Origin of the sequence: Embleya sp. NPDC050493 (genome assembly GCF_044458105.1) — a bacterium.
Taxonomy (GTDB): Bacteria; Actinomycetota; Actinomycetes; order Streptomycetales; family Streptomycetaceae; genus Embleya.
Window position 1 is genome coordinate 175,439 of record NZ_JBITHP010000018.1, and the last position, 25,382, is coordinate 200,820.

General features: G+C 73.8%; 17 protein-coding genes. 8 read left to right on the forward strand and 9 right to left on the reverse strand.

Annotated features, from left to right (window positions below; all coding sequences use genetic code 11):
• Nucleotides 1-371: 371 nt before the first annotated feature.
• Entirely contained in the window at nucleotides 372-2,093 is a 1,722-nt protein-coding gene (locus ACIBM5_RS30090; RefSeq protein ID WP_391584469.1) for a SpoIIE family protein phosphatase, read from the forward strand.
• A gap of 184 nt (nucleotides 2,094-2,277) precedes the next feature.
• Here ACIBM5_RS30090 and ACIBM5_RS30095 read toward each other — a convergent pair whose 3' ends face one another.
• On the reverse strand, nucleotides 2,278-3,828 hold the full coding sequence (locus ACIBM5_RS30095) for a M4 family metallopeptidase (RefSeq protein WP_396009678.1): 1,551 nt from the start codon (nucleotides 3,826-3,828) through the stop codon (nucleotides 2,278-2,280).
• A gap of 473 nt (nucleotides 3,829-4,301) precedes the next feature.
• Here ACIBM5_RS30095 and ACIBM5_RS30100 point away from each other — a divergent pair, with 473 nt between their 5' ends.
• From ACIBM5_RS30100 to ACIBM5_RS30120, 5 genes are all read left to right on the forward strand, one after another.
• A complete protein-coding gene (locus ACIBM5_RS30100; RefSeq protein WP_396009679.1) occupies nucleotides 4,302-5,150 on the forward strand; it encodes an ABC transporter ATP-binding protein in 849 nt (282 codons plus the stop codon).
• Nucleotides 5,147-7,717: an ABC transporter permease gene (locus ACIBM5_RS30105; RefSeq protein WP_396009680.1), complete on the forward strand. Its 2,571-nt coding sequence runs from the start codon at nucleotides 5,147-5,149 to the stop codon at nucleotides 7,715-7,717. Before ACIBM5_RS30100 ends, ACIBM5_RS30105 begins: the two co-directional genes overlap by 4 nt.
• Nucleotides 7,718-7,844: 127 nt before the next feature.
• The gene (locus tag ACIBM5_RS30110) at nucleotides 7,845-9,098 is read left to right on the forward strand and encodes a sensor histidine kinase (RefSeq protein ID WP_396009681.1); all 1,254 of its coding nucleotides are present in this window, start codon (nucleotides 7,845-7,847) and stop codon (nucleotides 9,096-9,098) included.
• Nucleotides 9,089-9,739: a response regulator gene (locus ACIBM5_RS30115; protein ID WP_396009683.1), complete on the forward strand. Its 651-nt coding sequence runs from the start codon at nucleotides 9,089-9,091 to the stop codon at nucleotides 9,737-9,739. The genes ACIBM5_RS30110 and ACIBM5_RS30115 overlap by 10 nt, the downstream gene beginning before the upstream one ends.
• 545 nt (nucleotides 9,740-10,284) lie before the next feature.
• Nucleotides 10,285-11,295 (forward strand): ArsR/SmtB family transcription factor, encoded by a 1,011-nt coding sequence (locus ACIBM5_RS30120; protein WP_396009684.1) that lies wholly within the window; start codon nucleotides 10,285-10,287, stop codon nucleotides 11,293-11,295.
• A 156-nt stretch (nucleotides 11,296-11,451) separates the two neighbouring features.
• Here the strand turns inward: ACIBM5_RS30120 and ACIBM5_RS30125 are convergent, their stop codons facing one another.
• Nucleotides 11,452-12,945, reverse strand: a complete 1,494-nt coding sequence (locus ACIBM5_RS30125) for an MFS transporter (RefSeq protein ID WP_396009685.1) — start codon at nucleotides 12,943-12,945, stop codon at nucleotides 11,452-11,454.
• Nucleotides 12,946-13,045: 100 nt separating this feature from the next.
• Between ACIBM5_RS30125 and ACIBM5_RS30130 the strand changes: the two genes are divergently transcribed.
• Together ACIBM5_RS30130 and ACIBM5_RS30135 are read left to right on the forward strand one after the other, a co-directional pair.
• A complete protein-coding gene (locus ACIBM5_RS30130) occupies nucleotides 13,046-13,417 on the forward strand; it encodes a MarR family winged helix-turn-helix transcriptional regulator (protein WP_391584460.1) in 372 nt (123 codons plus the stop codon).
• A gap of 174 nt (nucleotides 13,418-13,591) precedes the next feature.
• Nucleotides 13,592-14,065 carry a GNAT family N-acetyltransferase gene (locus ACIBM5_RS30135; RefSeq protein ID WP_396009686.1) on the forward strand — a complete coding sequence of 158 codons (474 nt, stop codon included), beginning with the start codon at nucleotides 13,592-13,594 and terminating at the stop codon, nucleotides 14,063-14,065.
• Nucleotides 14,066-14,282: 217 nt separating this feature from the next.
• Here ACIBM5_RS30135 and ACIBM5_RS30140 read toward each other — a convergent pair whose 3' ends face one another.
• The 7 genes from ACIBM5_RS30140 to ACIBM5_RS30170 form a co-directional block, all read right to left on the reverse strand.
• Nucleotides 14,283-14,690: a peptidase inhibitor family I36 protein gene (locus ACIBM5_RS30140; protein WP_396009688.1), complete on the reverse strand. Its 408-nt coding sequence runs from the start codon at nucleotides 14,688-14,690 to the stop codon at nucleotides 14,283-14,285.
• 424 nt (nucleotides 14,691-15,114) lie between these two features.
• Nucleotides 15,115-17,805, reverse strand: coding sequence for a pyruvate, phosphate dikinase (ppdK, locus tag ACIBM5_RS30145; protein WP_396009690.1), 2,691 nt, complete (start codon nucleotides 17,803-17,805; stop codon nucleotides 15,115-15,117).
• Between the two features lie 312 nt (nucleotides 17,806-18,117).
• Nucleotides 18,118-19,278 carry a hypothetical protein gene (locus tag ACIBM5_RS30150; RefSeq protein WP_396009691.1) on the reverse strand — a complete coding sequence of 387 codons (1,161 nt, stop codon included), beginning with the start codon at nucleotides 19,276-19,278 and terminating at the stop codon, nucleotides 18,118-18,120.
• A 118-nt stretch (nucleotides 19,279-19,396) separates the two neighbouring features.
• A complete protein-coding gene (locus ACIBM5_RS30155; protein ID WP_396009692.1) occupies nucleotides 19,397-21,355 on the reverse strand; it encodes a hypothetical protein in 1,959 nt (652 codons plus the stop codon).
• Between the two features lie 6 nt (nucleotides 21,356-21,361).
• The gene (locus ACIBM5_RS30160) at nucleotides 21,362-23,284 is read right to left on the reverse strand and encodes a phage tail protein (RefSeq protein ID WP_396009693.1); all 1,923 of its coding nucleotides are present in this window, start codon (nucleotides 23,282-23,284) and stop codon (nucleotides 21,362-21,364) included.
• The gene (locus ACIBM5_RS30165) at nucleotides 23,281-24,246 is read right to left on the reverse strand and encodes a hypothetical protein (protein ID WP_396009694.1); all 966 of its coding nucleotides are present in this window, start codon (nucleotides 24,244-24,246) and stop codon (nucleotides 23,281-23,283) included. Before ACIBM5_RS30165 ends, ACIBM5_RS30160 begins: the two co-directional genes overlap by 4 nt.
• 115 nt (nucleotides 24,247-24,361) lie before the next feature.
• Nucleotides 24,362-25,306 (reverse strand): hypothetical protein, encoded by a 945-nt coding sequence (locus tag ACIBM5_RS30170; RefSeq protein WP_396009695.1) that lies wholly within the window; start codon nucleotides 25,304-25,306, stop codon nucleotides 24,362-24,364.
• Nucleotides 25,307-25,382: the final 76 nt, after the last annotated feature.

Sequence of the window (25,382 nt, forward strand, 5' to 3'; positions counted from 1 at the left end):
GGCGCTTGGCCCACCATCCGCCCAGGACACGCGCTGCCGTGCCCATCGCGGAACGACACGGTCCGGTTCGCCCGCACCGCACCCGGCGCTCCCGTCCCGCGTCGGCCGGTGCGTGGTCGGGACCGGTTCGGGAATGGCCGGCAATCGTCGTCGACGTCGCGGGGGCCCTCGATCCAGCCCTCGACCTCGATCGATTCCATGCAATCGCAACACGGCGCGGGTACAGTCGCATCCCACACGTCATCCGACCGAACCGCTCATAGAGTGGGTCGCGACGGTCTACGGACGGCAGCGTCGCGTGCGACGATCCGGTGCCGAGGGAAGAGGTGCGGGTGAGCGGGAGAGTGGATGGCGGTCACGGTCGGAGACATGTGCGTCGACGCAGTGCGGCGACGTCGCAGGGACCGATCCCCCGAAACCGCGCCACCCGTGCCACCCGCGACCAGCTCAACTGGCTCAACGAGGCGAGTCTGCGGATCGGCACCACCCTCGACCTGAAGACCACCGCACAGGAGCTGGCCGACTTCACCGTTCCCCGCCTGGCCGACGCCGCCGCCGTCGATCTCCTGGAGTCGGTGCTTCAGGGCGAGGAGGGGCAACGGCCACGCGGCCGGGGGAGACCGGTCCGTCGGGCGATGGCCGTGGCGGCGATCGAACGACTCGCCGACCTGGAACCCGACGAGGTGGGCGAGCTGTCCACGTCCGCCCCGGACCGGGACTCCCGCTTCACCCGCGCCCTGGCCGACGGCCGACCGCTGCTCATCGGCAGGTTCGGACCGGACGACTACGAGGAGTTGGCGCCCACCCCCAGTGCCGCCGCCAAGCTGCGCCAGGCCGGCGTGCACACGTACCTGATGGTGCCGCTGATCGCCCGTGGAGTGCTCCTGGGCCATGCCGACTTCATCCGCGCGGGCGGCCGACCCGGCTTCACCGAGGCGGACCTGGCCCTGGCCGTGCAGTTGGCCTCCAAGGCCGCGGTGGACATGGACAACGCCCGGCTGTACGGGCGCGAGCGCGAGCACGTGGCCCGACTCCAACGCAATCTGCTCCCCCGGGTCACGCCGCGCACTCCGGGCCTGGAGGTGGCCTCCCGGTACATCCCGACCGCCGATCCGCTCGGGGTGGGCGGCGACTGGTTCGACGTGGCACCGCTGCCCGGCGGGCGGACCGCCCTCGTGGTGGGGGACGTGATGAGCCACGGCATGTCGGCTGCGGCCACCACCGGCGTACTGCGCGCCGTCGCGCGCACCCTGATGGCCCTGGACATGACACCCGAACGCATGCTCGCCCGCCTGGACTTGGCCGCCCGCGACCTGGAGGACGACCAGGTCGCCACCTGTCTGTGCGCCGTCTACGACCCGGCCGAGGCCAGTTACACCCTGGTCAGCGCCGGGCACCCACCGCCGCTGCTGGTCACCCCGGACGGCAAGGCCTCGTTCGTGGACGTGCCGGTGGGTGCGCCGATCGGTGCCGGCGTCATCCCCTACGATCCGCTGCGGTTGACCGTCCCGCCGGGCAGCCGACTGGTGCTCTACACCGACGGGCTGGTCAAGTCGCGCACCGAGGACATCGACGTGCAACTGGCCCGACTGCGCGCCCTGGCCGCCGGGATGGGGCCGGTCGGGCTGGACTCCGGTGCGCTCGGCGACCTCGCACCCGGCGGCGGGACCCGCTTCGACGAGGCCGTCGTGCTCGTCGCCGCCACCGAAGAACCCCTGCTGGGAACCGACTTGCACACCTGGGACCTGCCCGCGAGCGGCTCTGCGGCGGGGGTGGCCCGCAAGCTGGTCCGGGAGCAGCTCGACGTGTGGGAGCTGAGCGATCTCTCGGACGTCACCGAACTCGTGGTCAGCGAACTGGTCGGGAACGCGCTGCGCTACGGCATCGCGCCGGGCCAACTGCGCCTGCTGCGGCACGATCGCCTGGTCGTCGAGGTCTCCGACACCGGCCCGGATCTCCCCCAGATCCAACACTCCTCGTTGAGCGACGAGGGCGGCCGGGGCCTGCAATTGATCAACATGCTGTGCCGGGGCTGGGGTTCCTGCCGGACCCCCAACGGCAAAATCGTCTGGGCGGAACAGGACATCCCGTAGGGAGCACTCCGACGGGGCCAAAACGCGAGGTCCGCCGACGCGTCGTCGTGACCCGGCCTCGGGATGGGCCGGCTGCGCGAGTGTCGGACCGGCCGGGCCCGGTTGCCCGCCCGCCGCCTCCGACGAGGCGGCGGGCGGGCGTTCGGCGCGGCCGACGGGTGGCGGTCGGCGGCGCGGAATCGGTTCAGGTGCAGGTCGGTTCGCCGGCCACGGCCGGGACGGCGACCGCGTCCCAGGCGGCCCTGGTCTTGCGGAAGACGTCGCAGGTGGGGTCCAGGGCCTTGGCCGCGTACAGGGTCTGCCGGCGCTCCTGGCGGTGGTTCGTACCGCCGGCTCGGAACATCAGGCCCTGGTAGACGACCTTGGCGGCCATCCGGATACCCACGCCGGTGACCGAGGTGGGGATGCAGGTCGGGCTGACGGGCTTGCCCCCGCCGGGGTTGGAGCCCTCCGCGAGCAGGTAGAACCAGTGGTTCAACACGCCCGCGGCCCGGTATTCGTCCATGGTCGGGATCGCCGAGCTGTAGCAGTTCGCGTCGCCGCGCAGCGACGGGTCGTACATGAAGCGCAGCGGTCCGCTCCCGAGGAGGTCGATCGTCTCGCCGATCGTGTAGTCCGGGGTGTCGAACGGCGCCGGCTCGTCGGCATATGCCTCGGTCAGGGTGCCCATGATGTCCGCGAACCCCTCGGCCAGACCCGGTTCCGTGAACGGCCAGGCCGGGGACATGCGATCGATGGCGTGCCCGTACTCGTGGCCGACCAGGTCCATCGAGGTCAGCCATTGGTTGTTCGGGTTGTGGCCGATCACGATCCTGGTGCCGTCCCAGTGGAGCCGGACGTCGTTCAGGCCGACCTGGAGCGGCCAGGCGCCGCCGTTGCCGTTCTGCCCGTTGCGGCCGAGCCAGGTGCGGAGCATGTCGAACTGCTTCTGCGCGGCCCACATGGCGTCCACACAGCCGGTCTCGATGTTGGTGGGGTTTCCGTTGCCCCAGTCGTCGACGGGCTTGTTGAACACCGCGCCACCGCCGTATTTCGCACAGCTCAGGTTCACCCGGAGCGGGTCGCGCAGCGAGTACGTGGAGCCGGAGTGCAGCGTGTCGATGGTGATCGGATCGGGACCGTTCCACGCACCGTGGCCGGCCCCGGCACGCACTTCGTCGACGGAGTCGAGTACGGCACCGGTCGACGCGTCGATGTAGACGTGCAGCCTGCTCGGCGCGGAATCGGTGCGCCCGACCAGGACGCTCTCCCAGGCCAGTCGCGCCGCGTTCGCGTCGACCCGCACCACCAGGCGGCGGCTGTCGACCCGGTCGACCACGCGCAGCCGCGTCCGAGCGGTGCGCTCGGCCGCGGGCCCTTCCACGGCCGGCCGGGTCGGCACGTCGATGTGCACGACGTCGGCCGTCTGCACGGCCTGCACCCGGCCGCTGCCGTCGGCGAGCACCGCGGCGTCTCCGCCGACGACGGGCAGGCCGCGATAGGTGCGCGCGTACGAGATCGCGTAGGTGTCGCCGACCCAGGCCGACACGCTCTGCCGCACGTAGCGCTCACCGGGCGACCCGGCCGGGGCGTTCGGGCCGGTCATCGCCCGGTCGGCCGCGGCGATGGCCGCGGCCCGGGAGTCGGTCGCCAGGACCGGCCGTGGTCGGGCCGCGCCGGATTGGGTGGTCGTGCCGATCAACAGGCCGACCAGGACGCCCAGGACGGTCCCGAACGTCAGCATTCTGCGATGCATCGAGGCTCCTCGGATCGAAGGCGGACCCCGACCACGAATCCGACTGCCGCCGCCCCGCCGTCCGGGACGAACAGCCCACCACACGAGCCGTTTTCGTCGCCCGAGCGCTCGAAACGCTCACAGCCCCCCGCCGCCGCGTCAAGCATCCACCACCCACCGTCACATTCCAGCAAACCCACCCACACCCGACGCCGCAGCGGGGCGCGGAGCGCGGGGGAAGCGGGATGGCGCGGCGCGGAGCGCGGGGAGCGGCGGAGCGCGGGGCGGACGGCCGTGGGGGTGAGGACGAAGAGCGTTGGGCGGTGGGGTGCGGGGGTGGGGTGTAGCGGGGGCGGGGATGTGGTTTTCCGCAGGGAGGTCGGGTGCCGGGCCTCATGGTGTGCGGATCGGTGGTCTCGCAGGCTGGTTCTGCCGGTGGTTCGGGCCCGTTCGTGTGGAGCGCGGCCGCATCGGGTGAGCGAGGAGGTCGGCGGATGCCGAGGAACAGGGTGCGGGCGGCGGCGGTCGCCCAAGGGGCGCGGGACACGTCGTCGGTGGTCGTGCGGGCCAGGGGGCTGGTCAAGGAGTACGGGTCGGGGCCGACCCGGGTCGCGGCGTTGGCAGGCGTGGATGTGGACATCGAGCGTGGTGGCTTCACCGCGATCATGGGGCCGTCCGGTTCCGGCAAGTCGACGCTGATGCAGTGTCTCGCCGGACTGGACACCGCCACCCACGGCAGCGTGGCGGTCGGCGGTACCGAGTTGGCCGGTCTCGACGATGTCGCGTTGACCGAACTGCGGCGCGACCGGATCGGGTTCGTCTTCCAAGCGTTCAACCTGCTGCCCACGCTGAACACCCTGGAGAACATCACGCTGCCGATGGAGATCGCCGGGCGCCGGGTCGACCGGGCCCATCTGGATCGCATCGTCGCAGCCACCGGCCTGGCCGGACGCCTGCTCCATCGACCCGCCGAGTTGTCCGGTGGTCAGCAACAACGCGTCGCGGTGGCACGGGCGTTGGTGTCCCGGCCGGAGATCGTCTTCGCCGACGAACCGACCGGGAACCTGGACTCGCGTGCGGGAACCGAGGTACTCGAACTGCTCCGGCACGGCGTCCGCGAGTGGGGTCGGACCGTATTGATGGTCACCCACGACCCGAACGCGGCGGCCTGTGCCGACCGGGTGGTCTTCCTGGCCGACGGCCGGATCGTGGACGATCTGCCCCGGCCGACGGCGGAGGCCGTGTTCGAGCGGATGAGGCGCCTGGACGGCTCCGGACGAAACGCCGAACCCGCCCCTGCCACAGGCGTGCTCGGTCACGGCGCGAACGAGGTGCGCGCGTGACGCTCGCTTGGATCGCGGTGCGCGAGGTCATGGCGCACAAGGCCCGCATGCTCCTGGCCCTGGTGGCGATCGCCCTGGGCACCGCGTTCGTGGCCGGGACGCTGGTGTTCCGCGACTCGGTCACGGCCTCCGCCCGCGCATCGTTCGCGGGATCGACGGCGGACGTGACGGTGACGCCGGCGCGCGACGGTGAGCACCAGGACGGTACCGGTCTGCCTGCGACGCTGCCCCGCCGAGTCCTGGACACCGCGGCCCGGGTCGCCGGCGTGCGCGCCGCCCACGGGCGGGTGCACGTGCCGCACACGGTGGTCTTGGACGGCCGTGGCAAACCGTTGAGTTCGCGCGGGAACACGATCGCCGACTGGTCGACCGATGCCGAGTCCGCGCCGCGGGTGACCCGGGGACGCGCACCGCTCGCCCCGGCGGAGCTGGTCGTGGCGGCGGACACCGCCGCGGAGCACGGGATCCGGATCGGCGATCGACTGCGGATCATGGCCGTCCCCGGCACCTTCGAGGCCACCGTGGTCGGCCTCGCCCGAGACCGCGCGGACCGGGCCCCAGACGCCGATCTCTTCCTGGAATCCGGCGCCGCACAGCGGCAACTCCTGGGCGCGGCAGGCCGGTTCACCTCCGTCGCCATCACCGCCGCGCCCGGCGTGTCGGATACCCGGTTGCGTGCACAGGTGCCGGCCGCGCTGCCCGAACCCACCGCCTACACCGTCCGCACCCGCGACCGGGAGGCCGCCGCCCGCGGCGATGCCGCCGGCGCCTCGCTGGACGTGGTCACCTACCTGATGCTCGGTTTCGCCGGGATCTCCGTGCTCGTGGGCGTCTTCCTGATCGGCAACACCTTCTCCATGCTGGTCGCCGCGCGGACCCGGCAGAGCGGGCTGCTGCGCGCCATCGGTGCCCGGCGCGGCCAGGTGAACCGGCTGATCCTGGGCGAGGCGGGGCTGTTGGGCGTCGCCGGCTCCACTCTGGGCCTGACCCTGGGGGTGGCACTCGCGGCCGGGCTGACCCGGTTCGTCGGACCCGACGGCACCGGCCCGGCGGCGAGCATGCCGACGGTGCGTTGGTCCACGCCGGTGGTCGCGTACGCGGTGGGCGTGTCGATCACCCTGGTGGCCGCCTACGTGCCGGCCCGGCGGGCCGGCCGGGTGTCCCCGATGGCGGCGCTGCTGCGCGCGGCCGGGTCCGACGCGCAACGGCCGTTGTGCGCCCGCAACATCGTGGCCGGTACGAGCATTGTGGCGGGCACGGGTGCCCTGTTGCTCGCGGTATCCGCCGACGACCTCGCAGTGGCGGGGCCGTTGCTCGCGGTCGGCATCCTGCTCACCCTCCTGGGTATCGTGGCGGGCGCCCCGATCCTGAGCGTCCGGGCGGTGCGCGGCGTGAATCGGCTGCTCTCGCGGCACAGCGGACCGATCGGCCGGCTGGCCCGCGGCAACGCGATTCGCGACCCTCGGCGTACCGGCGCCACCGCCTCGGCCCTGATGGTCGGCATCGCACTGGTGAGCTTCCTGTCCCTGGTCGCCGCGTCGTTGGTGAGCTCGGTCGACGGTCAACTCGAACGCACGGTGAACGCGGACTACTTCGTCCTCTCGTCGCAGCCGATGACCGCGGAGGTGGCCCGCGTCGTCCGGGAGACGCCGGGCCTGGACCACGTCACCGCGCAGCAGACCGTGCGAGCCGACCTGATCACCGCGCACGGCACCGATCGCGACCACGAACTCACCGCGACCACCGAGCGCTTCACCGACGACTTCCGGCCGGCCTTCACCGCCGGTGACGCCCGCTCGACGCTGGTCGCGGGCGGGGACGGTATCACCGTGCCCCAGGCGTTCGCCGACGAGTACCGGCTCGCGGTCGGCGATCCGGTCCGGGTTCGTTTCCACGGCGGCGGCACGGCCCGGCTGCGGGTCGGCGGCATCGTGCGCGAGGGGGACGTCTTCGCCTCCGGCGCGACCTACGTCGGTACCCACGTCGTCCGGGCGCATCTACCCGCCGACCAAATGCCCCTGGACGACGTGTACTTCGCCTCCGCCGCGGCAGGCGCGGACCGGGCCGAGGTCTACGCGGCCCTGGCGAAACGCCTGGACGGTTTCCCGCAGACCAAGGTCCGCGACCGGGACAGCTATCGCAAGGCGCTGCACGACACGGTCGCCTCGGCCCTGGACCTGGTGTACGCGCTGTTGGCGCTGGCGATCCTGGTGGCCGTCCTGGGCGTGGTCAACACCCTGGCCCTGTCCGTGGTCGAACGCAGCCGGGAGATGGCGCTGCTGCGGGCTCTGGGCATGACCCGGCGGGGCGTGCGCCGGATGATCCGGGCGGAGGCGGTCCTGATCGCCGTGGTCGGCGCCGTCCTCGGCCTGCTGCCCGGCCTGGCCTGGGGCGCGGCCACCCAGCGCGTCCTGGCCGGCAGGGGCCTGGACACGCTCACCGTGCCCTGGCCGACCTGCGCGGCCGTCCTGGTCGGCGCGGTCGTCGCCGGCACCCTCGCCGCCTGGCTCCCGGCCCGGCGCGCCGCCCGCGTGCAACCGCGCGAGGCGATGGCCGGCGCGGGATGAGCCGGCCGAGCGGCCGGTGACCCGCCCCGTCGGGCCGGCCGGGTCGGGTGAGAGGCTCGAAGCACCGAGACGACGTGGGCGAGCGAAGCGAGGAAGGGTGTCGGAGGATTCGGGTCGCAGGCCGGCCATGGCACGCACGCGTGGACTCACGGCCCCGGTGCGGGCCGGCGCAAAGGCCGTCGCGGACGCGGTTCGGGTGCTCTTCGTGGGTGCCGTGACCGCCGTGCCGACGACGCTCTTTCTACTCGGGGCGGGCCTGGTGTACGCGGGCGCTCTCCGGTCCCGGCCGCGCCGGCGCGTGTCGCGCCCGATCACGCGCGGCGCACGGGCACTGACCGACCTGGAACGCAGGCGCCTGGCGGAGCCGACCTCCCGCACCGCGACCCGCCACGATCCGCCCGGTCCCGGCGCGGCCCACCCCGACCCGGCCGGTCCGGCCCCCACCGAGCCGGGCCCGATCCACTCCACCCCGAACGATCCGCGGCGCCTGATCCGTTATCTCGCGGCGCGCGTGCCGATCGGGCTGCTCGGTGGTGCCCTGCTCGGCCTCATCGGCGGTGGGGCCGGGTTCGCCGCGGTGATGGTGGGGGCGTGGCTCACGGGCAGTCCGAACACCACCACGGCCGACGTACTGATCCTGATCCCCTGCGGACTGGCCCTGTTCGCCCTGGCCCTGTACGGCCTGGTCGGACTCGCGGACACCGATCGCGCCCTGGCCCGGCGCCTGCTCGAACCTGACCGGAGCGAGGTACTGCGCCGTCGGGTCGACGAGTTGGCCGCGAGTCGGGCGGGCGTGGTCGAGGCCGTGCACGAGGAACGTCGGCGCATCGAACGCGATCTGCACGACGGGGTGCAGCAGCGCCTGGTCGCCCTGGGCATGTTGCTCGGCCGGGCCCGGCGCGGCGGCGACCCCGCGCGCACCGACGAGTTGTTGCGGCAGGCGCACGAGCAGACCCAACAGGCGCTGACCGACCTGCGGGACGTGGCGTGGCGGATCCATCCGACCGGATTGGACGACGGCGGGCTGCGCGCGGTGTTGGAGACGATCGCCGAACGGGCGCCGGTACGGGTCGCGTTGACCTACGACGTGGCCGTGGAGCCGGCGCCGATCGTGGCCACCGCCGTGTACTTCGTGGTCGCGGAGGCGGTCACCAACACGGTCAAGCACGCGCGCGCCGACGCCGTCACGGTGTGCGTCCTCGGCGCCGCGGGTGACCCGGTTCGGGTACGCATCGTCGACGACGGCGTCGGCGGCGCGGATGCCGCCGGCGGCGGCCTCTCCGGGCTGGCCCGCCGAGTCGCCGCTCTGGACGGAACCCTGCGGGTGGACAGTCCGCCCGGAGGCCCCACCACGATCACCGCGGAGGTGCCGTGCGCATAGTCCTGGCCGACGATTCGGCCCTGCTGCGGGAGGGGTTGGCCCGCCTGCTCGCCGACGAGGGACACGACGTGGTCGCGAGCGTCGGCGACGGCGACTCCATGGTCGAGGCGGTCGCCGAGCACGTCCCCGACGTCGTGGTGGCCGATGTGCGCATGCCGCCCACGCACACCGACGAGGGGCTGCGGGCGGCCCTGGAGGTCCGCCGCCGACAACCGGGAGTGGGCGTGCTGGTGCTCTCCCAGTACATCGAGAAGCGCTACGCCGTCGAGCTGTTGACCCACGACGGCGCGGCCGTGGGCTACCTGCTCAAGGATCGGGTCGCGCACGTGGACGACTTCCTGGACGCGCTGGCCCGGGTCGCCGCCGGCGGCGCCGCGTTCGATCCCGAGGTGGTGCGCCAACTCCTGGCCCGGACCAGCCACGTCGACCCGCTGGACCGGCTCACCCCGCGCGAACGCGAGGTATTGGCACACATGGCCGAGGGCCGCACGAACGCCGCCATCGCCCGGGCCCTGCACGTGTCGCAGAGCGCGGTGGAAAAGCACGTCAACGCGATCTTCGAACGTCTCGACTTGGCCCACCCGGCCGGTTCCGGATACAGCCGCCGGGTCCTGGCGATCCTGCGCTACCTGGGCTCCTGACCAACGCCCGCACGGGGCGCACTTCACGCCCCCGGTCCGGGCGAGCGCTCGCGGGTGCTTGCCCGCCGCGCGGTCACCCGGCGGCAATCCGCCGCCGGCGACCCGCAATCGAGTACCGTGCCCGTGGGCCGCTGACCGACCCGCACCGCCCACCTTCGGCCGATGCCGGGCGGGGACCGATCCCCGTTCGATCCCCGCCTGGTCGGGTCGAGATTCCGACGACGCCGTCGTGCCCGGCCCCGGCCTCCGCCCCGTGTCGGATCCGTGGCCGCGGCGGCACCGACCTGGGCCGGATGACGTCGCCTACGGAGCTCTCCTCCCGACGCGTGCCCTCGGCGGGCGAACCACGCGGGGTCACCCCCGACACCGCAAGCCTGGCGGACCGGACGATGTCTGAAAACGCCTTTCAGCCTGAGCCGAAACCTGCTGGTCCGAGGGCGTGGGAGGACGCACACTGTCGTGGTCCTCCCGACGCCGCGCCGACCGGGAGGCCACTCGCCACAGGGCATTCCGGGCGCAACGGACACGACCATGGGGGTACACCGGTGCTGCGCATCCACTTCACCGCGGACGATCTGGCCCGGACCCGACTCGCCACGACGGTCGGAGCGGTGGCCGAGACGTATCACGGCCTGGAGTTGTTACTCGGGCCGCGTCGACCGCTGCCCTTCCGGGCCTGGCGCACCGCGGTGGCCGACCGCACGGACACGGCGACCGGCCCGCTCACCGCGCTGATGCCGGTGCGCGGCCCCGGCCTGGATCTGCGCACGCTGGTGGGGGACTCCTTCTCGCTCGACGAGGGCATCGAGAACCTGCTCGCGGTGCCCACGCGGCGGCTGCGCAAGGAAATGGCGAACCTGACCTTCGCACCCGGCCACGCCACCTGGGTGCGCGACTTCCTGGACGGCGGCCGGGAGCCGCGCCGCGAGTTCGCCGACGCCCTGCGCGCCTTTCACGACGTGACGCTCGCGCCGTTCCAATCCCGGGTGCGGTCCCACCTGGAGTCGGTGCGAAACGGGTACGCGCGCACCCTGCTCGACGGCGGCGTCGACCGCCTGCTGGCCGAGTTGTGCGTGCCGCTCGTGCGCTGGAAGCCGCCGGTCCTGGAGGTGGACTATGGCAAGAAGGACGAGGACATCCGGCTCGGTGGCCGAGGGCTGGTCATCGCGCCGACCGTGTTCCTGTGGCGGAAGCTGATGTTGCTCCACGACACCGAGGACGAGAACGCGCCGTACCTGCTCGCCGTCCCCACCGTGCGCGAACCGCGCGACGGCGCCGCGTTGTGGGAGCCCGGCGCGGCCGACGGCCGGGCACTCGGCGCACTCCTGGGACAGACCCGCGCCGCCGCGCTGACGGTGATCAACGACGGGTGCAGCACCACCGAGTTGGCCCGTCGGCTGGACATGTCGGCGGCGTCCGCGAGCCAACACGCGACCATCCTGCGCAACGCCCGCCTGATCACCACCACCCGCCGCGGCGGCGCCGTCCTGCACACGCTGACCCCGCTGGGCCTGGAACTCCTCGGCAGCGACCCCCTCCACCCGGCCCACACCTGACCGGCGCCCCCCGGAGGCCGCCGGCGCCGTATCCGGCGACAGCCCCCACGCGCGGATCGCGTGGGGGCTGTCGACATCGCACCCGGCCGGGTGCCGGGCCTCGCCCGTACGTTTCGCGGCCCGCCGCCCGTGCGGCGTGGCGCAGCCGGATGCGGGCTACGAGAGGCGGGTCGAGTCGGCCGTCTTCGCCCGGCGGCGCCCGGAACCGAGCAGCGGGACGATGTTGAGCAAAAGACCGACGATCGCCACGCCGGTGACCAGGTTGGCACCGGGCCGGTAGGCGCCGAAGTCGGTGTCCCCGGCACTGGCGCCGGTGGTGACGGCGGTGACCACGGCGAGGACGAGTGCCGCGCCGACCTGGCCGGAGGTCTGCACCAGGCCGGAGGCGAGACCCTGTTCGGAGTCCTCGATGCCCTCGGTGGCCTGGGACATGATCGAACTGAAGCCGAATGCGAAGCCGCCGCCGAGGAGCAGCATGGTGGGCAGCACGGTGAAGGCGTAGTTCGGTGTGCTGCCGGCGGTGGCGAGGAACCAGGCGTAGCCCAGGCTCATCGAGGCCATCGACGCGATCAGCAGCGGCGCGGTGCCGTAGCGGTTGATCAGGCGTCCGGTGAACGGCGATCCGAAGGCCACCACGAGGCCCGCGGGCAGCAGCGCGAGTGCCATCCGCAGCGCGGACCAGCCCAGACCGTCCTGGAGGTAGAGCGTCATCATGAACTGGAAGCTCATGTACGAGCCCATCAGCGCGACGATGCTCAGGTTGGCCCGCACGACCGTGCCGATCCGCAGGATGCCGAAGCGCACCAGCGGGTGGGCGAGTCGCTTCTCGACGAACACGAAAGCGGTGAGCAGCGCCGCGGCCAGCACGATCGAGCCGAGCGTGATGGGTGCGGCCCAGCCGCGCTCGGGCGCGGAGACGACGGTGTAGACGGCGAGCAGCATGCCGCTGCTGAGGGTGGCGGCGCCGACCAGGTCGTGGCCGCCGGAGTCGGCGGGGCGGTCGCGCGGGATCAGTACGTAGCCGGCGACCAGGGCCAGGATGGCCAGCGGTACGGGGGTCAGGAAGGTCCAGCGCCAGCCGAACTCGGTGAGCAGTCCGCCCAGGATCAGGCCGGAGGAGTAGCCGCTGGCGCCGAAGACGGAGAAGACCGAGAGCGCTCGGTTGCGGGCCGGGCCCTCCGGGAACGTCGTGGTCAGGATGGACAGTGCGGTCGGCGCGGTGAAGGCCGCGGCCAGACCCTTGATGAAACGGCTGGCGATGAGCAGGCCGCCGCTGTCCACCAGGCCGCCCAGCAGCGAGGCGGCGGCGAACACCGCGAGGGCGATCAGGAACACCCGGCGGCGACCGAGCAGGTCGGCGGTGCGACCGCCGAGCATCATCAGACCGCCGTATCCGAGCACGTACCCGTTGACGATCCACTGCAACGAGGTCGCGGACATGCCCAGTTCGTGACCGATCGAGGGCAGCGCGACACCCACCATGGACACGTCGAGGCCGTCCAGGAAGAGCACGAGGCACAACACGGCCAGGACGCCCCAGAGTCTGGGGGTCCAGTGCGGGGCGGACGCCGTCGGGTCGGATGCGGCGGACGTGGGGGCGGAGTTCTCGCGGGAGGACGGTCCCGCGTAGGTCTCGACTGTTGGGGCCATGGGGAAGAACTTATATGCGCACGCATTGAATGTCTACGCATTAAATGTGGGTGCAATAAATTTGCTTGCATGTTATGCCGGGTGGCGTTACCGTGACGCGATGAAGACCGAGGAGCCGCTGATCGAGAGCTGGCGCAACCTGTTGTCGCAGTACAGCCGGGTCGCCCACGAACTCGATCGTGCCCTCCAGGCGGACCACTGCCTGACCATGAGCGACTACGAGGTCCTGGATCGGCTGATCGCCGCCGACGGCTGCAAGGCCCGCATCCACGACTTGGTCGGAGACCTGCACCTGAGCCAGAGCGCCTCCTCGCGCGCGGTCGCCCGCCTGGAGAAGTGCGGCCTGGTGGAACGCGCGATGTGCGACACCGACCGCCGCGGCGTGTTCGTCACCGCCACCGATCGCGGCCGAGCCCTGCACATCGAGGCCCGCCGAACGCAACTCGCCGTGCTGCGAAAGCACTTGACCTGACCCGGCCGCCCGGCCCCCGCGTTCGCCCGCCGTACGCTCGCGCCCACGCCGCCGACCCACGCGCGCAGGCGTCGGCCACGGCGAACACCCGGGCGGGTCCCGGACCGGCGCGGGGCGCCCCCGGCCGGCGACGGCGTGCCGATGGACGTCCGGGAGTGGGATAGCGTCGCACGCATGTCCGAAGCCCCGAAGGTCCGTCCCTACCTCCCCGCCGACGAGGATGCCGCGGTCGACGTCTGGTCCCGGGCGGGCCGCATCGCACATCCCTTCATCCCGGGCGAGGGGGAGGGCGAGCGCGAGCGGAAGATGCGCGAGATCTACCTCGTGCACGCCGACAACTGGGTCGCCGAGGTCGACGGCCGGGTGGTCGCGCTCCTCGGTCTCATCCTCGGCGAGGTCGACGGCGTGAACTGCCGTGAGATCGGCGGCCTGTTCGTGGCGCCGGAGGCACAGGGCACCGGCGTCGGCCGACTGCTCGTCGAGCACGCGGCGACGTTGCACGGCAGGCTCACGCTGGAGGTCTACGAGAAGAACACCCGGGCGCGCGACTTCTACGCCCGGGTCGGTTTCACCGAGCACAGCCGCCGCACCGACGAGGCCTACGGCGAGATCATGCTCAAACTCGTCCGCCCGGCTCCGCGAGCCTGAACCCCGGTACGCCGCCCCCGCATCGACACCGCAAGTCCGGCGCCGGCGCCGGGACTTCGGCCCCGGACGGGCCCCGCCCCGGCATCGCGGCCGCGAACCGTCACGGGATCCGGATCCCGGCCCCGAGCCGAAATCCCGCCCCCGACCCGCCCGGCCGGAGCGACGTGCGCTCCGGCCGGGCGGGTCGCATGCGGCGGTGCGCCGGGCGATTCGCGCTCTACCGGCCGTAGTCCCGACCGACGACGAGGGGCTGTCCGGCCCAGTCGACATCGGTGAGGTCCTGCCCGGTATCGATCCGACCCAGCACCGTGTACTGGTAACACGGGAACCGGATACAGAGGACGGGATGGCTCACGCCGTGCAGCACGGGAAACCCGGTGCGATTGGCGACCGAGAGCACCGGTCCGGTGACGGTGTAGCCGGCGTCGCCGCGATCCTCGATCACCCGCGCGGGAACGACCGTCCGCGTCCCGGTCAGGTTGTCGCCGGTGTAGACACACAAACTGGCCGCGGGGCAGGCCGCGGCATCGCCGACGTCGGCACGGGCCGCCGGGGCCGGGGCGAGCGCGCCCAGGAGCGTACCCGCCGCGGCGCCGGCGGCGATGGTGGCCAATTTACGCATCATGCGAATGCCTCACTCTCGATGGAAGAACCGGTCGACCTCGACGGGTCGACGGGTCTGCGTCGGATCCACGCCGCTTGATCGACGGGGGCTCCGACGCAGACCACGCTGCCGCATCGACAGCGGTGCGTGAAACCCCATTTACGGACAGTGGCGAGGCACGCCGTTTCGGCCGCGTCACCGGCCGCCGATACCCATCACAACCCGGAATGTAATTGTTCCACTACGTACAGTAAAGCCCATGGAATCGCCCCGCCGAGGCCCCGCCGAGCCCCCGGCGGCGTCACCCTGCGGACACCTCGCGGCCCGAATCACGCGGTTCACCCACCCGCTCTCGGCCACATCCCCCTGGCCGAAACCGCCACGGTCACCGCACCACCGCATCGAGTGCGCACCGCATACCGCAGTCGCGCGAACGACCGTACGCTCAGCGAGAGTCCGCCTCCGCCGCGGCCGCGACGGCGGCGCGGCCGGCTTCCAGACGGGCGGCCGGCAGTCGGAACGGCGAACAGGACAGGTAGTCCACACCGACCTCGTGGAAGAAATGGATCGACTCCGGATCGCCCGCGTGTTCCCCGCACACCCCGATCCGCAACCCCGGCTTCGCCCGCCGGCCCTCCCGCGTGGCCAGATCCACCAACCGCCCGACGCCGGCGCGGTCGATGGTCTCGAACGGCGAGACGTCGAGGATGCCCCGCTCCAGGTAGCCGGCCAGGAAGGACGCCTCGGCGTCGTCGCGGGACAGGCCCCACGTGGTCTGGGTCAGGTCGTTGGTGCCGAACGAGAAGAAGTCCGCGACCGGTGCGATGGTCGCGGCGGTCAGCGCGGCCCTGGGCAGTTCGATCATGGTGCCCACCGGGCAGTGCACCGGGAACCCGGCCGCCCGCCCGACCTCGGCCAGGACCCGTTCGACCTCCGCGCGCACGATGCGCAGTTCCTCGACGGTGGCCACGAGCGGGATCATGATCTCCGCCCTCGGGTCCCCGCCGGCGCGCACCCGCGCGACCACCGCCTCGCCGACGGCCCGCACCTGGGTGGCCACCAGCCCGGGAATCGTCAGTGCCAACCGCACCCCGCGCAGTCCCAGCATCGGATTCTGCTCGTGCAGGCGTTCGATCGCCTCGTGCACCCGCACCGCATGCGGGTCGGGATCCTCGCCCCGGGCCCGGGCCTTGGCCAAGCGGACCGCGGACTCGGTGTGGTCGGGCAGGAATTCGTGCAGCGGCGGGTCGAGCAGCCGAATGGTCACCGGCAGGCCGTCCATCGCCGCGAGCAGTTCGGTGAAGTCCGCACGCTGGAGCGGCAACAGGGCGTCCAGGGCGAGCCGGCGGTCCGCGTCGGTGCGGGCCAGGATCAGGTCCTCGACGAGCGGACGACGCGATCCCAGGAACATGTGCTCGGTGCGACACAGCCCGATCCCGCGAGCGCCGAAGCGCCGGGCCCGGGCCGCGTCCGGGGCCGTGTCGGCATTCGCCAGGACCTGCAATCGCCGTACCGCGTCCGCCTGTTCCAGGAAGCGGGCGACCGCCTCGACCACGCCGGCGGAACGCACGCCGGTCTCCAGGTAGCGGGTCACCGCCGAGGGCACCAGCGGCAGCGCGCCCGCGTACACGGTGCCGGCCGTACCGTCCACCGAGATCGTGTCGCCCTGTTCGAGCACTCTCCCGTCGGCGCCGGTGCAGCGTCCGCCCTCGACGTCGATGTCCAGGTCGGCCGCGCCGCACACGCAGACCTTGCCCATGCCCCGGGCCACCACCGCCGCGTGGCTGGTCTTGCCGCCCCGGCCGGTCACCACGGCCTCGGCGGCGATCATCCCGGGCAGGTCGTCCGGGCTGGTCTCCGGGCGCACCAGCACGACCCGTTCGCCGCTCGCGGCCCGCCGGGTGGCCTCGGCCATGTCGAACACCGCCGCGCCGACCGCGGCACCGGGCGAGGCGGGAACCCCGTGCGCCAGCGGTGCGGCGTCCGCGTCCGCGTCGAAGCGTGGGAACGTCAGCTGGTCCAGTTGCCGGCCGTCCACCCGGGACAGCGCCTGCGGCCAGGTGATCGTGCCCTCGTCCACGAGCGCGCAGGCGATCCGGAAGGCGGCCTCGGCGGTCCGTTTGCCGACCCGGGTCTGCAGGATCCACAACCGGCCGCGCTCGATGGTGAACTCGACGTCGCACAGGTCGCGATAGTGCCCTTCGAGCAGCCGCAGCACCTCGGTCAGACGCGCGTACGAGGCCGGATCCAGCCCTTCGAGGTCCTGGAGCGGCAGCGCGTCCCGGACCCCGGAGACCACGTCCTCGCCCTGCGCGTCGGGCAGGTAGTCGCCGTACACGCCGGCCCGCCCCGTGCCGGGGTCGCGGGTGAAGGCGACGCCGGTCCCCGAGTCCGGTCCCGCGTTGCCGAACACCATCGCCTGCACGGTCACCGCCGTGCCCAGGTCGTCCGGGATGTGCTCGCGCCGGCGATAGACCCGGGCCCGCTCGCCGTTCCACGAGCGAAAGACCGCCAGGACGGCGCCGGCGAGTTGTTCGCGCGGGTCCTGCGGAAACTCCTCGCCCGACTCCTCGCGCACGATGCCCCGGAACTCTCGGACGATCTCCGTCAACTCGCCCGCGCCCAGCCCGAGATCGTCGGCCACTCCCGCGCGCAGCCGATACCGGGTGAGCACCTCCTCGAAGCGCGCCGCGGGCACACCCAGCACGGTGGCCCCGTACATCTGCACCAGTCGGCGATAGGAATCCCACGCGAAGCGCTCCCGGCCGCCGGCCGCGGCCAGGCCGAGCACCGAGGCGTCGTTGAGGCCGACGTCGAGGATCGTGTCCATCATGCCGGGCATGGAGAACCGGGCGCCGGAGCGCACCGAGACCAGCAGCGGGTCGTCGGCCCCGCCCAGCCGCCGCCCGATCGAGCGTTCCAGGCGGGCGAGGTGTTCGGCGATCTCCTCGGGCAGTCCGCTCGGCGGCGCGCCCGTGCGCAGGAAGGCCCGGCACGCGTCCGTGCCGATCGTGAATCCCGGCGGCACGGGCAGTCCCAACCGGGTCATCTCGGCGAGGTTCGCACCCTTGCCGCCGAGCAGTTCGGCCTGATCCCGGGAACCTTCGCCGAACTCGTACACGTACGCGGTCGCCATGGGTATCCCTTCCCGCGCGGTGGGCCCGCGACGAACGGCCCGTACCGACGCGTGCCGCCGGGCGCGACCGGCGCGGCTGCGTCCGGTCCGCCGAGAAGGTCCGCCGGCATCCGGGCCGGCTCGGGACGCGCCCGTCCGCGGCCGACCCGTCGCGATCGTCACGACGTCGACACCGGCTGTCTTTCAGGGTAACGCCGTGTCGGATCGACGCCGAGCCGTCCCGTCCCGGCGGCCGTCCGGGACGATCCGCGACGGGCGGCGGGCGCCGCGCGGTGGGATTCCCGGCCCGGCCGGGGACCGTGCCGACGTCGGTCAGCCGGCGGTCAGTCGCAGCACCAGGTCGGCCCGGTCGACGGCCTCGCGGACCGGGTCGGGCGCGACCTCGGCGGCGCGGGCCGCCTCGGCCAGGTCGTCGGGATCGGTCCGGGCGAGGTCGGCCACCGTACGATCGCCGAGCAGGTCGGCCAGTCGCGCCGTGCGGGAGACGCCGAGGAGGTGCCGCGCGGGCATGGCCCGGACCTCCTCCGGCCCGCCGGCGGCCAGGATCTCCCGGGTGTGGGTCGAGGCGAAGGCGTGCGCGATGGCCTGCCGGGTGACGTCGGTCCAGCCGGCGGCTCCCCGCGAGTCGGTGGGCTGCCCGCAGTAGAACCCGAATCCGCCGAACGAGGCGGTGAAGCGGCGGTTGCGCAGTTGGTCGACGCTCAACGTACCGTCGGCGGCGGCGGTGAAGTCGGCCAGCACGACCCAGGGTTGGGTGGGGCACGGCGGGCACGGGCGGGTTCCGGTCTCCGAGATCCGGGACGAACAACCGGTGGTCTCCTGACGGGGGTCGTCCTCCCCCTCCACGTACACGTCGGGCAGGGTGTCCAGCACACCGAGCGTGAAGCCCTCGCGCACCCGGCTGTACTCGCACGCGGTGTCCTCGCAGCCGCAGCCGGCCGCCGCCACGGGCACGGTGAGGCATTCGTCGTAGCGCACCGCGAGGTAATACGTACGCCCGGGTTCGCGGCGCCCGCGCACCGGCGCGCACCACGGGTCGGTCGGCGGCGGGCAACCGTCGGTGCCGCCCGGCAGCGCGTCGCGCACGTCCACCCTGATCCGGTGGTCGACCACGATCTCGTCCCCGTACGGGCCCAGCACGTAGCCGGGCGAGACGTCCAGCAGCCAGGGCAACCGACCCCCGTCGCCGTAGCGCACGGTACGCACGCCCACCCCGCACACCACACCCCACCCGTGCAACAACCGGTTGTGCCGGCGCATGCGCTCCAGCAGCCAGACACCGGTCTGGGCGAGATCCTCCGGGCCGACGAGTTGGCCGCCGAACCAGCGCGGGCGCAGCCGTCCCGCCGCGTTCCCGGCCAGGCAGTCACCGCATCCGCAGGACGAGGTCCCGCCTCCCCCTCCCCCTCCACAGCCGCAGCCGCAGCCGCCCTGCCCGGCGACCGCGATGGGCCGGATCGTTTGCTCGTGCACGCTCAACGTCCCTCAGCTCCTCGATATGCGTCGTCTCGATGGCGCCCCGCGCCCGGTTCCGCCGGCCGACACCCTCCGGGCGATCCCGCACGCCGGCGCCGCGCGCCCGGGTCGGCGCTCACTCGGGCGCCACCTCGAACGCGAGGTGCACGAACCCGCCGGGGTCGCCGTCGAACAGTTCGACATCGACGCTCGACCGGGCGCCGAGCGCGGTGATCGGCGGCGCCGGCGGCAGGCTCTGCTGCCCCGACCAGATCGAGAACAGCGTCTGGTTGTCCAACCCCGTCCCCGGGAAGTCCGCGTCCAGCGGCAGGGCCGGCTCGTCGGCGCCCACCGCGGGCACCGCGACCGCGGCCGACGAGCGCACCTGGAGCAGGAACGCGGCGGCCGGTTCGCCCGCGACCGGGAGCCGCGTCCCCGCCGCCTCGAACACGTACGTCACCGACTCCGGATGCTCCTCGGACCGCTTCGCCGTACCGGACCCCAGATCCAGCCGGCGGAACCCGGCGAGCCGGTCCCCCTCGCGCACCGCCTGGAACAACCGGACCCAGCCGTCCGGTTCGGCCGTCGCGGCGTCGGCGAGCGCCCGGTCCACGGTGAGTTCGACGTGTGGGGTGCGCACGAAACGGGCCCGGTCCCGGCGCAGCGGCCCGTCGGCGCCCAGGCGCGATCCGCCGTGCGGCCACACCCGCACCAGTCGCGGCGCGACCGCGGCCTTCGCGGTCGGCGGGGGCGGTGGCGTGAACACGTGCAACTCGCCGCCCTGCGTGCCGTTTCCGGACGGGAACGGCGGCACCGCCGGGAGCGGGGCCCGGTCCACCAGGGCGGCCAGGCCGGTGTCCTTGGCGTTGCCGGGGACCAGCGCCCACAGCGCGTCGCGGTCGGCCGCGGTGAGCGCGGTGCCCACCAGGTCCGGGTCCAGGGCCAGGCCGTCCGGGTCCTGCGCCTTCGGTGGCCCGGCGACGGGCACCCGGGCGCCGACCACGAACACGGTCGAGGTGAGCAGCCCGTTCCCCTCCAACTCGACCGCGTACGCCACCCCCTCGCCACCGGGCGGCACGGTGACCCGGGTGAGGGCGCCGCCGGTACGGGTCAACCGCAGCCGCCGCACGCCGGTGTGGTCGAGCTGCCACAGGCCCAGCCACGGATTCGGCGCGTCGAACGCCGCGTCGGCGAGCGGCCGGTCGAAGGCGATCTCCAGCCGCTTGTCGGCCACGAACGCCCGCCACGTGGCGGCCGTCGCGGCGGCGCCGACCTGCGGCCACAGCGCGGTGATCCGGGGCGGGAGGGTGGGCCCGGCGCAGCACCGGTCCACCCGCTCGGCCAGGCACATCAGCAGGTCGAACAACACCCGGTTGGAGTACACGACCGGCCGCGCGGTCACCGCGTCCAGGTCCGGCGCCCGTTCCGGCTCGTAGGTCACCGTCGCCAGGACCAGACAGTCGTCCTCGCACCCGCATTCGTGCTCGACCGTGTCGGCGACCGACTCGCGCCGATCGAAGTCCGCGCCGTGCCGGGCGGGGAAGATCGCCGCGCACTGCTCCTCGGTCAGCCCGACCGGATCCGGCTCCCCCGCGGTGATCCGGATCAGGAAGCGCTCCAGGGTGAGCGAGGGCACGCACTCCTCGCGCACCTCGCAGTGCACCACCGGCATCCGGACGAACTCGGTCCCGCATTCGTGCCGGCACAGCCGCACCGCGACGATGCCGTCCCGGACCGGTTCGCCGTGCGGTGCGCCGGCGCAGTCGGTGGGTTGGTACGGCTCGTCGATGCGCACCGGGCGATCCACCACGACCAGCCGGCCGTGCCCGTCCACCGCGACGCCGGGGAAGACGGTCAACGCGCCGTCGTCGTGCAACTCCGCGTCCAGCCCGCACAACACGCCGGGGCCCAGGCCCAGCCGGGCCGACGTGGCGGCGGTCCGTCGGTGGTAGTCCTGTTCGAGCTTCCAGTGCCGGACGTCCATCAGCTTGCCCGGGTGGAAGCGGTTGCGTACCGGCGGCGCGGGCGCCGCGTCCGCGCCCCCGTCGCAGCCGCATCCCGTGTCCGCCGCGTGGTCCTGACGGTGCTGACTCACTTGTGCTCAACCCCTCGGAGATGGTCCGGTGGTCGACCCGCGACCGCCTGGTGTGGGAAGCGTCGTGTCGAGGCGTGCCCCGAGCGGACCGCCGACGTGCGCCGCGGCCGGTCCGGGCAACCGGATCCCGGTGCCGAGCGCGGTGCCGGCGCCCGCGGCCCGGGCCGGCGGCGGGCCGGCGACCCGGGTGTCGACGCCGACCAACCCCGGGATGGCGCCGGGCCGTTCGACCCGCACCCGGGCGAACACGTGGGCCGGGCGCTCCCGTTCGACCACATGGGCGATCTCGGGCAGCGCGTCGGCGTGCTCCGGCGGGACGTGCACGCACACCCGGTGGGCGAACGCCGCGTACAGCGGCAGTCCGCGCTCCTGCGCCGAAACCAGGTGGGCGCCGTCGAGCACGGCGGTGGCGTCCAGGACCGGCGGCCCCGGATCCGCGACGTGCACCGCGGTGTCCCGGCCGAGTCCGCCGCTGCCCAACCGCCAGATCCCGGCCTCGAGCAGCGGTTCGGACAGCCGCACGCGGACGCCGGTCTCCCGGGCGACCGCCGCGATCAGCCCGGCGGGTGTGCCGCGGCGGCCGTGCGCCGCGTACGCCCCGGCGACGTCCGCGCGGCGCGTGGCCGGATCGGCGGAGCGGGACGGCGCGACGTCCACCCAGCCGGCGAGCCGCTCCAGCCACGGGTCGTCCGGGCGGTCCGGGGCCGAGCCCGGGTCGAGCGAGGCGGGCAGTTCCTCCAACGCGCGCACCGACGCCTCGTGTGCGCCGGCCAGCAGGCCGAGCAGCCGGCCCAGCGTGCCCGAACCGTCGTCGTCGCCGGTGTACGCGGCGGGCAGCGCGTCCAGCAGACCCCGACCCACGTGTTCGACGCGCACATCGTCCACGCGTGGTGTACCGCTCCCGTCGCCGAGCAGTTCGACCGCGATCCACAACCGGGCCCCGGGCGCGGCCGGAGCGCTCAGCACGCGCACGTCGAGGCCGTCGAGCGGGCCGGCCCGCCAGCGGCCCGGGGCGGTCGGCACGGGCGCGTCGTCCGCGTCGGCGCTCGCCGGATCGGGCGACTCGGGCGGGCCACCGGTCGAAGCGCGCATCGTCCACAGCCGTACGTGGGTGCCGGGCGGCGCGGGTTCCGCGAGCAACACCCGGACCCGATCCCAGTGTTCGATGCCGGGCGGCTCGATCGGCGCGGGCAGCACGACGATGCCGCGGGTACCGGTGCGCCGGGCACCCTGGCGGGCGATCCCGCCCGGGCCCGCCACGAACACGCGCCCGCACCGGTCGATGGCGATCCCGGCGAGGTCGCCGACGGCCAGCACCCGGGCCGGTGAGCCGTCGTCCGGGACCAGGACGAGCCCCGGTCCCGGCCGCTGCCGGACGCCGCCGACCACGAGCACACCATCGGGCCCCCGGATGGCCGCCAACCCGCCGATCCGCTCGCGGGCCGCGCGCAGCACCGGGTCCTCGGCGGGCGGCGGATCGGTCCACGGGGTGAGGTACTCGCCGGTGTCGGCACACACGACCATGCCCCGCGCTCGCCCCGCCCGGACCGGGCGCCCGTCCCCGGGCTCGTCCCCGACCACCAGCAGCCGGCCACCGTCGAGCAGCCACAGCCCACGCGGCCTGCGCAGCGCCGCGGGGTCGCCGGTCGCCACGTCCAGGCAGCCCAGGACGCACACCGTGTGGTCGCAGCCGTCCACCCGCAGCACCCGGCCGTGCCCCGGATCGGCGACCAGGACCGTGCCGTCGCCCGGGACGACCAGTCCCAGCGGCCCGCCGGCGGGATCGAGGTCGGCGACGGCGAGCGGTTCGAGGACCGCCGTGCCCGGACTCAGCACCACCCGCTCGCCGTCCGTGCGCACCCCCTCGAAGCGGGCTCCGGGCCAGCGCCCCAGCGCATTGACCCAGCGGTAGCCGGTCGCGCCGCTCACGACCCCTCCACCCCCATCCACGCGATGTGCCAACCCAGTTCGGCACGCACCAGGTTCGGCGTCTCCGGGTCCGCGAGCACCTGCGCCGGATTCAGCGGCAACGTCGTGGCGCCGGCGGCGCCGCCGATCCGCCCGGCGGGCAGCGGCACCACCACGGTCAGCCGTCCCGGTTCCGCGCCGTCCACGTAGGGCGTCCCGTCGAGCACACACGCCTGGCCCCCGGGTGCGGCGGACCCGCTCAACTCCCGGTCGCCGTCGAGCCGGACCGTGTAGGCGGGCGTGTCCCCGAAGCCCGCCGCGCCGGTGTCCACCACGGTGCGCAGCCCGATCACCACGCCCGAGGCCGGGTCCTGGACGGCCGACCACACGGTGCCGAACGCACTCGTCGCACCGCACGCCACGTACGGCGTCGGGAGCACCGCCAGGATCCGGCGCCCGGCCGGGTCCGGCGGCGCGGTCAGCGCGCAGCCGCGCACGGCCACCGTCGCGAGCAACACGTCCAGCCCTTCGCGCAGTTCGGCCGGGGTACGCCAGCCGACCGTCGGCCCGTCGGCGAACCGCACCGCCCCGACCACCCCACAGGCCCCGGCCCGGGTGCGCACGTCCGCCTCGTCGTCCTCGGTCCAGCGCAGCGTCAGGCAGAACGGCACGTCGCCGCCGTCCGGCCCGGCGGCCACCGCCGGCACGTGCAACTCGGCGCCGTCCGGCAGGATCAGGTCGCGCCCGAGCGCGTCCAGCGCGTAGCCCGCACCGATCGCGACGCGCTTGGCGCCGCGGGCACCGGTGACCTCCAGGCCGAGCGCCACGCCCCACCCGTGCAGGACCCGGTTGTGCAGCCAGCGCCGCGAACGCTCCACCGTGACCGTGTCGTTCAGGTCGGCGGCGGAAAGCACCTGACCGCCGAAGAAGCTCGGTCGATACGTCGGCGGCAACGCCGCCCCACTCGTGGTCGGGCCGCTCATCCGGGCTCTCCTCTCACTCGCCGACCCGGCCGAACACCGACCGCGCCACCGGCCACACCAAGGGCGTCGGGCCCGGCACGGCCTCCGGCCACCGTCCCGCTCGCAGTCGGGCCGCTCATCCGGGCTCTCCTCTCTCGTGCCGACCCGGCCCGACACCGGGCGAATCGGCGGCCGTGGCAACGGGACCGGGTGCGGGCGCGTCTCGGCCTTCGGATGAGGCCGCGGCCTGCAGGTCGCGCGGCACGTGGATCACCGGTCGTGTGCACGGCACCGGGCACGGTGGGTCGGCCGGCCCGGACAGCGCCGGCACGGATCGCGCGCCCAGCACTGCCGTCCAGGCGAGCGCCATCGGCACGGCCGACACCTTCGGTTGTTCGTCGACGTCGCCGGACTCGGGCAGCGGGTGCCGCACGGTGATCCGGAACCCGGCCGGGTCGACCTCCGCGACCTGCACGGTGGTGCCGGCGGTCCCGGCCGGCGGCGGCCCCTCGGCGCCCACGAAGACCTGCGGCACGTCGGCGAACGCACGCACGAAGTCGACTCGCGCCGACCACCGCACACGCGAACCCTCCGCCGCGACGGCGCCCCGGGCCAGCCGACCCGCGAGCAGCACGGTCGGGCCGGGTCGGCGCGCGCTGCGCCGGGCCCCGTCGCCGACGTCCAGCCCGCGCACGTCGGTCCGGTAGACCGCGAGCGGCACATCACCCGGCCCGGCGAGGTCGCCGGCCACCAGCAGGCGCGGTCGGCCACGCGGCCCGCCGCACTCGCGGCGCAGCACCACCGACAGTGACCCGGTGGCGGCGTCCGGCACCGCGAGCACGTCGTCGCCGCCGAGCACGATCAGGTCGCCGTCGCGGGTGAGGGCCACCCCCGGTTCGACCAGGAGGCGCCCGCCGCCGAGCGCCCACACCGCAAGGCCCACCGCCACGCCCCACGTGCGATGCGCGGCGCGGGTGTGCCGGGCCGACTGCCCGGCCTCGTTCGCGGTGAGGTCGCGCAGATCGGCCGCGGCCAACCGCACGCCGGTCTCCTCCACCACCCGGTCGGGGATCGCGGTCATCGGGGTGCCTCCGCTCGGACACCGGCTTCCGAACCACCCGGTCCCGACCGCGCGGCCGCGATCACGCCCACCGCGC

Coding starts and splice junctions, on each gene's coding strand:
- ACIBM5_RS30095 (WP_396009678.1), bottom strand. CDS start 3,828: ATGCATCGCAGAATGCTGACGTTCGGGACCGTCCTGGGCGTCCTGGTC.
- ACIBM5_RS30100 (WP_396009679.1), top strand. CDS start 4,302: ATGCCGAGGAACAGGGTGCGGGCGGCGGCGGTCGCCCAAGGGGCGCGG.
- ACIBM5_RS30110 (WP_396009681.1), top strand. CDS start 7,845: ATGGCACGCACGCGTGGACTCACGGCCCCGGTGCGGGCCGGCGCAAAG.
- ACIBM5_RS30125 (WP_396009685.1), bottom strand. CDS start 12,945: ATGGCCCCAACAGTCGAGACCTACGCGGGACCGTCCTCCCGCGAGAAC.
- ACIBM5_RS30130 (WP_391584460.1), top strand. CDS start 13,046: ATGAAGACCGAGGAGCCGCTGATCGAGAGCTGGCGCAACCTGTTGTCG.
- ACIBM5_RS30135 (WP_396009686.1), top strand. CDS start 13,592: ATGTCCGAAGCCCCGAAGGTCCGTCCCTACCTCCCCGCCGACGAGGAT.
- ACIBM5_RS30140 (WP_396009688.1), bottom strand. CDS start 14,690: ATGATGCGTAAATTGGCCACCATCGCCGCCGGCGCCGCGGCGGGTACG.
- ppdK (WP_396009690.1), bottom strand. CDS start 17,805: ATGGCGACCGCGTACGTGTACGAGTTCGGCGAAGGTTCCCGGGATCAG.
- ACIBM5_RS30165 (WP_396009694.1), bottom strand. CDS start 24,246: ATGAGCGGCCCGACCACGAGTGGGGCGGCGTTGCCGCCGACGTATCGA.
- ACIBM5_RS30170 (WP_396009695.1), bottom strand. CDS start 25,306: ATGACCGCGATCCCCGACCGGGTGGTGGAGGAGACCGGCGTGCGGTTG.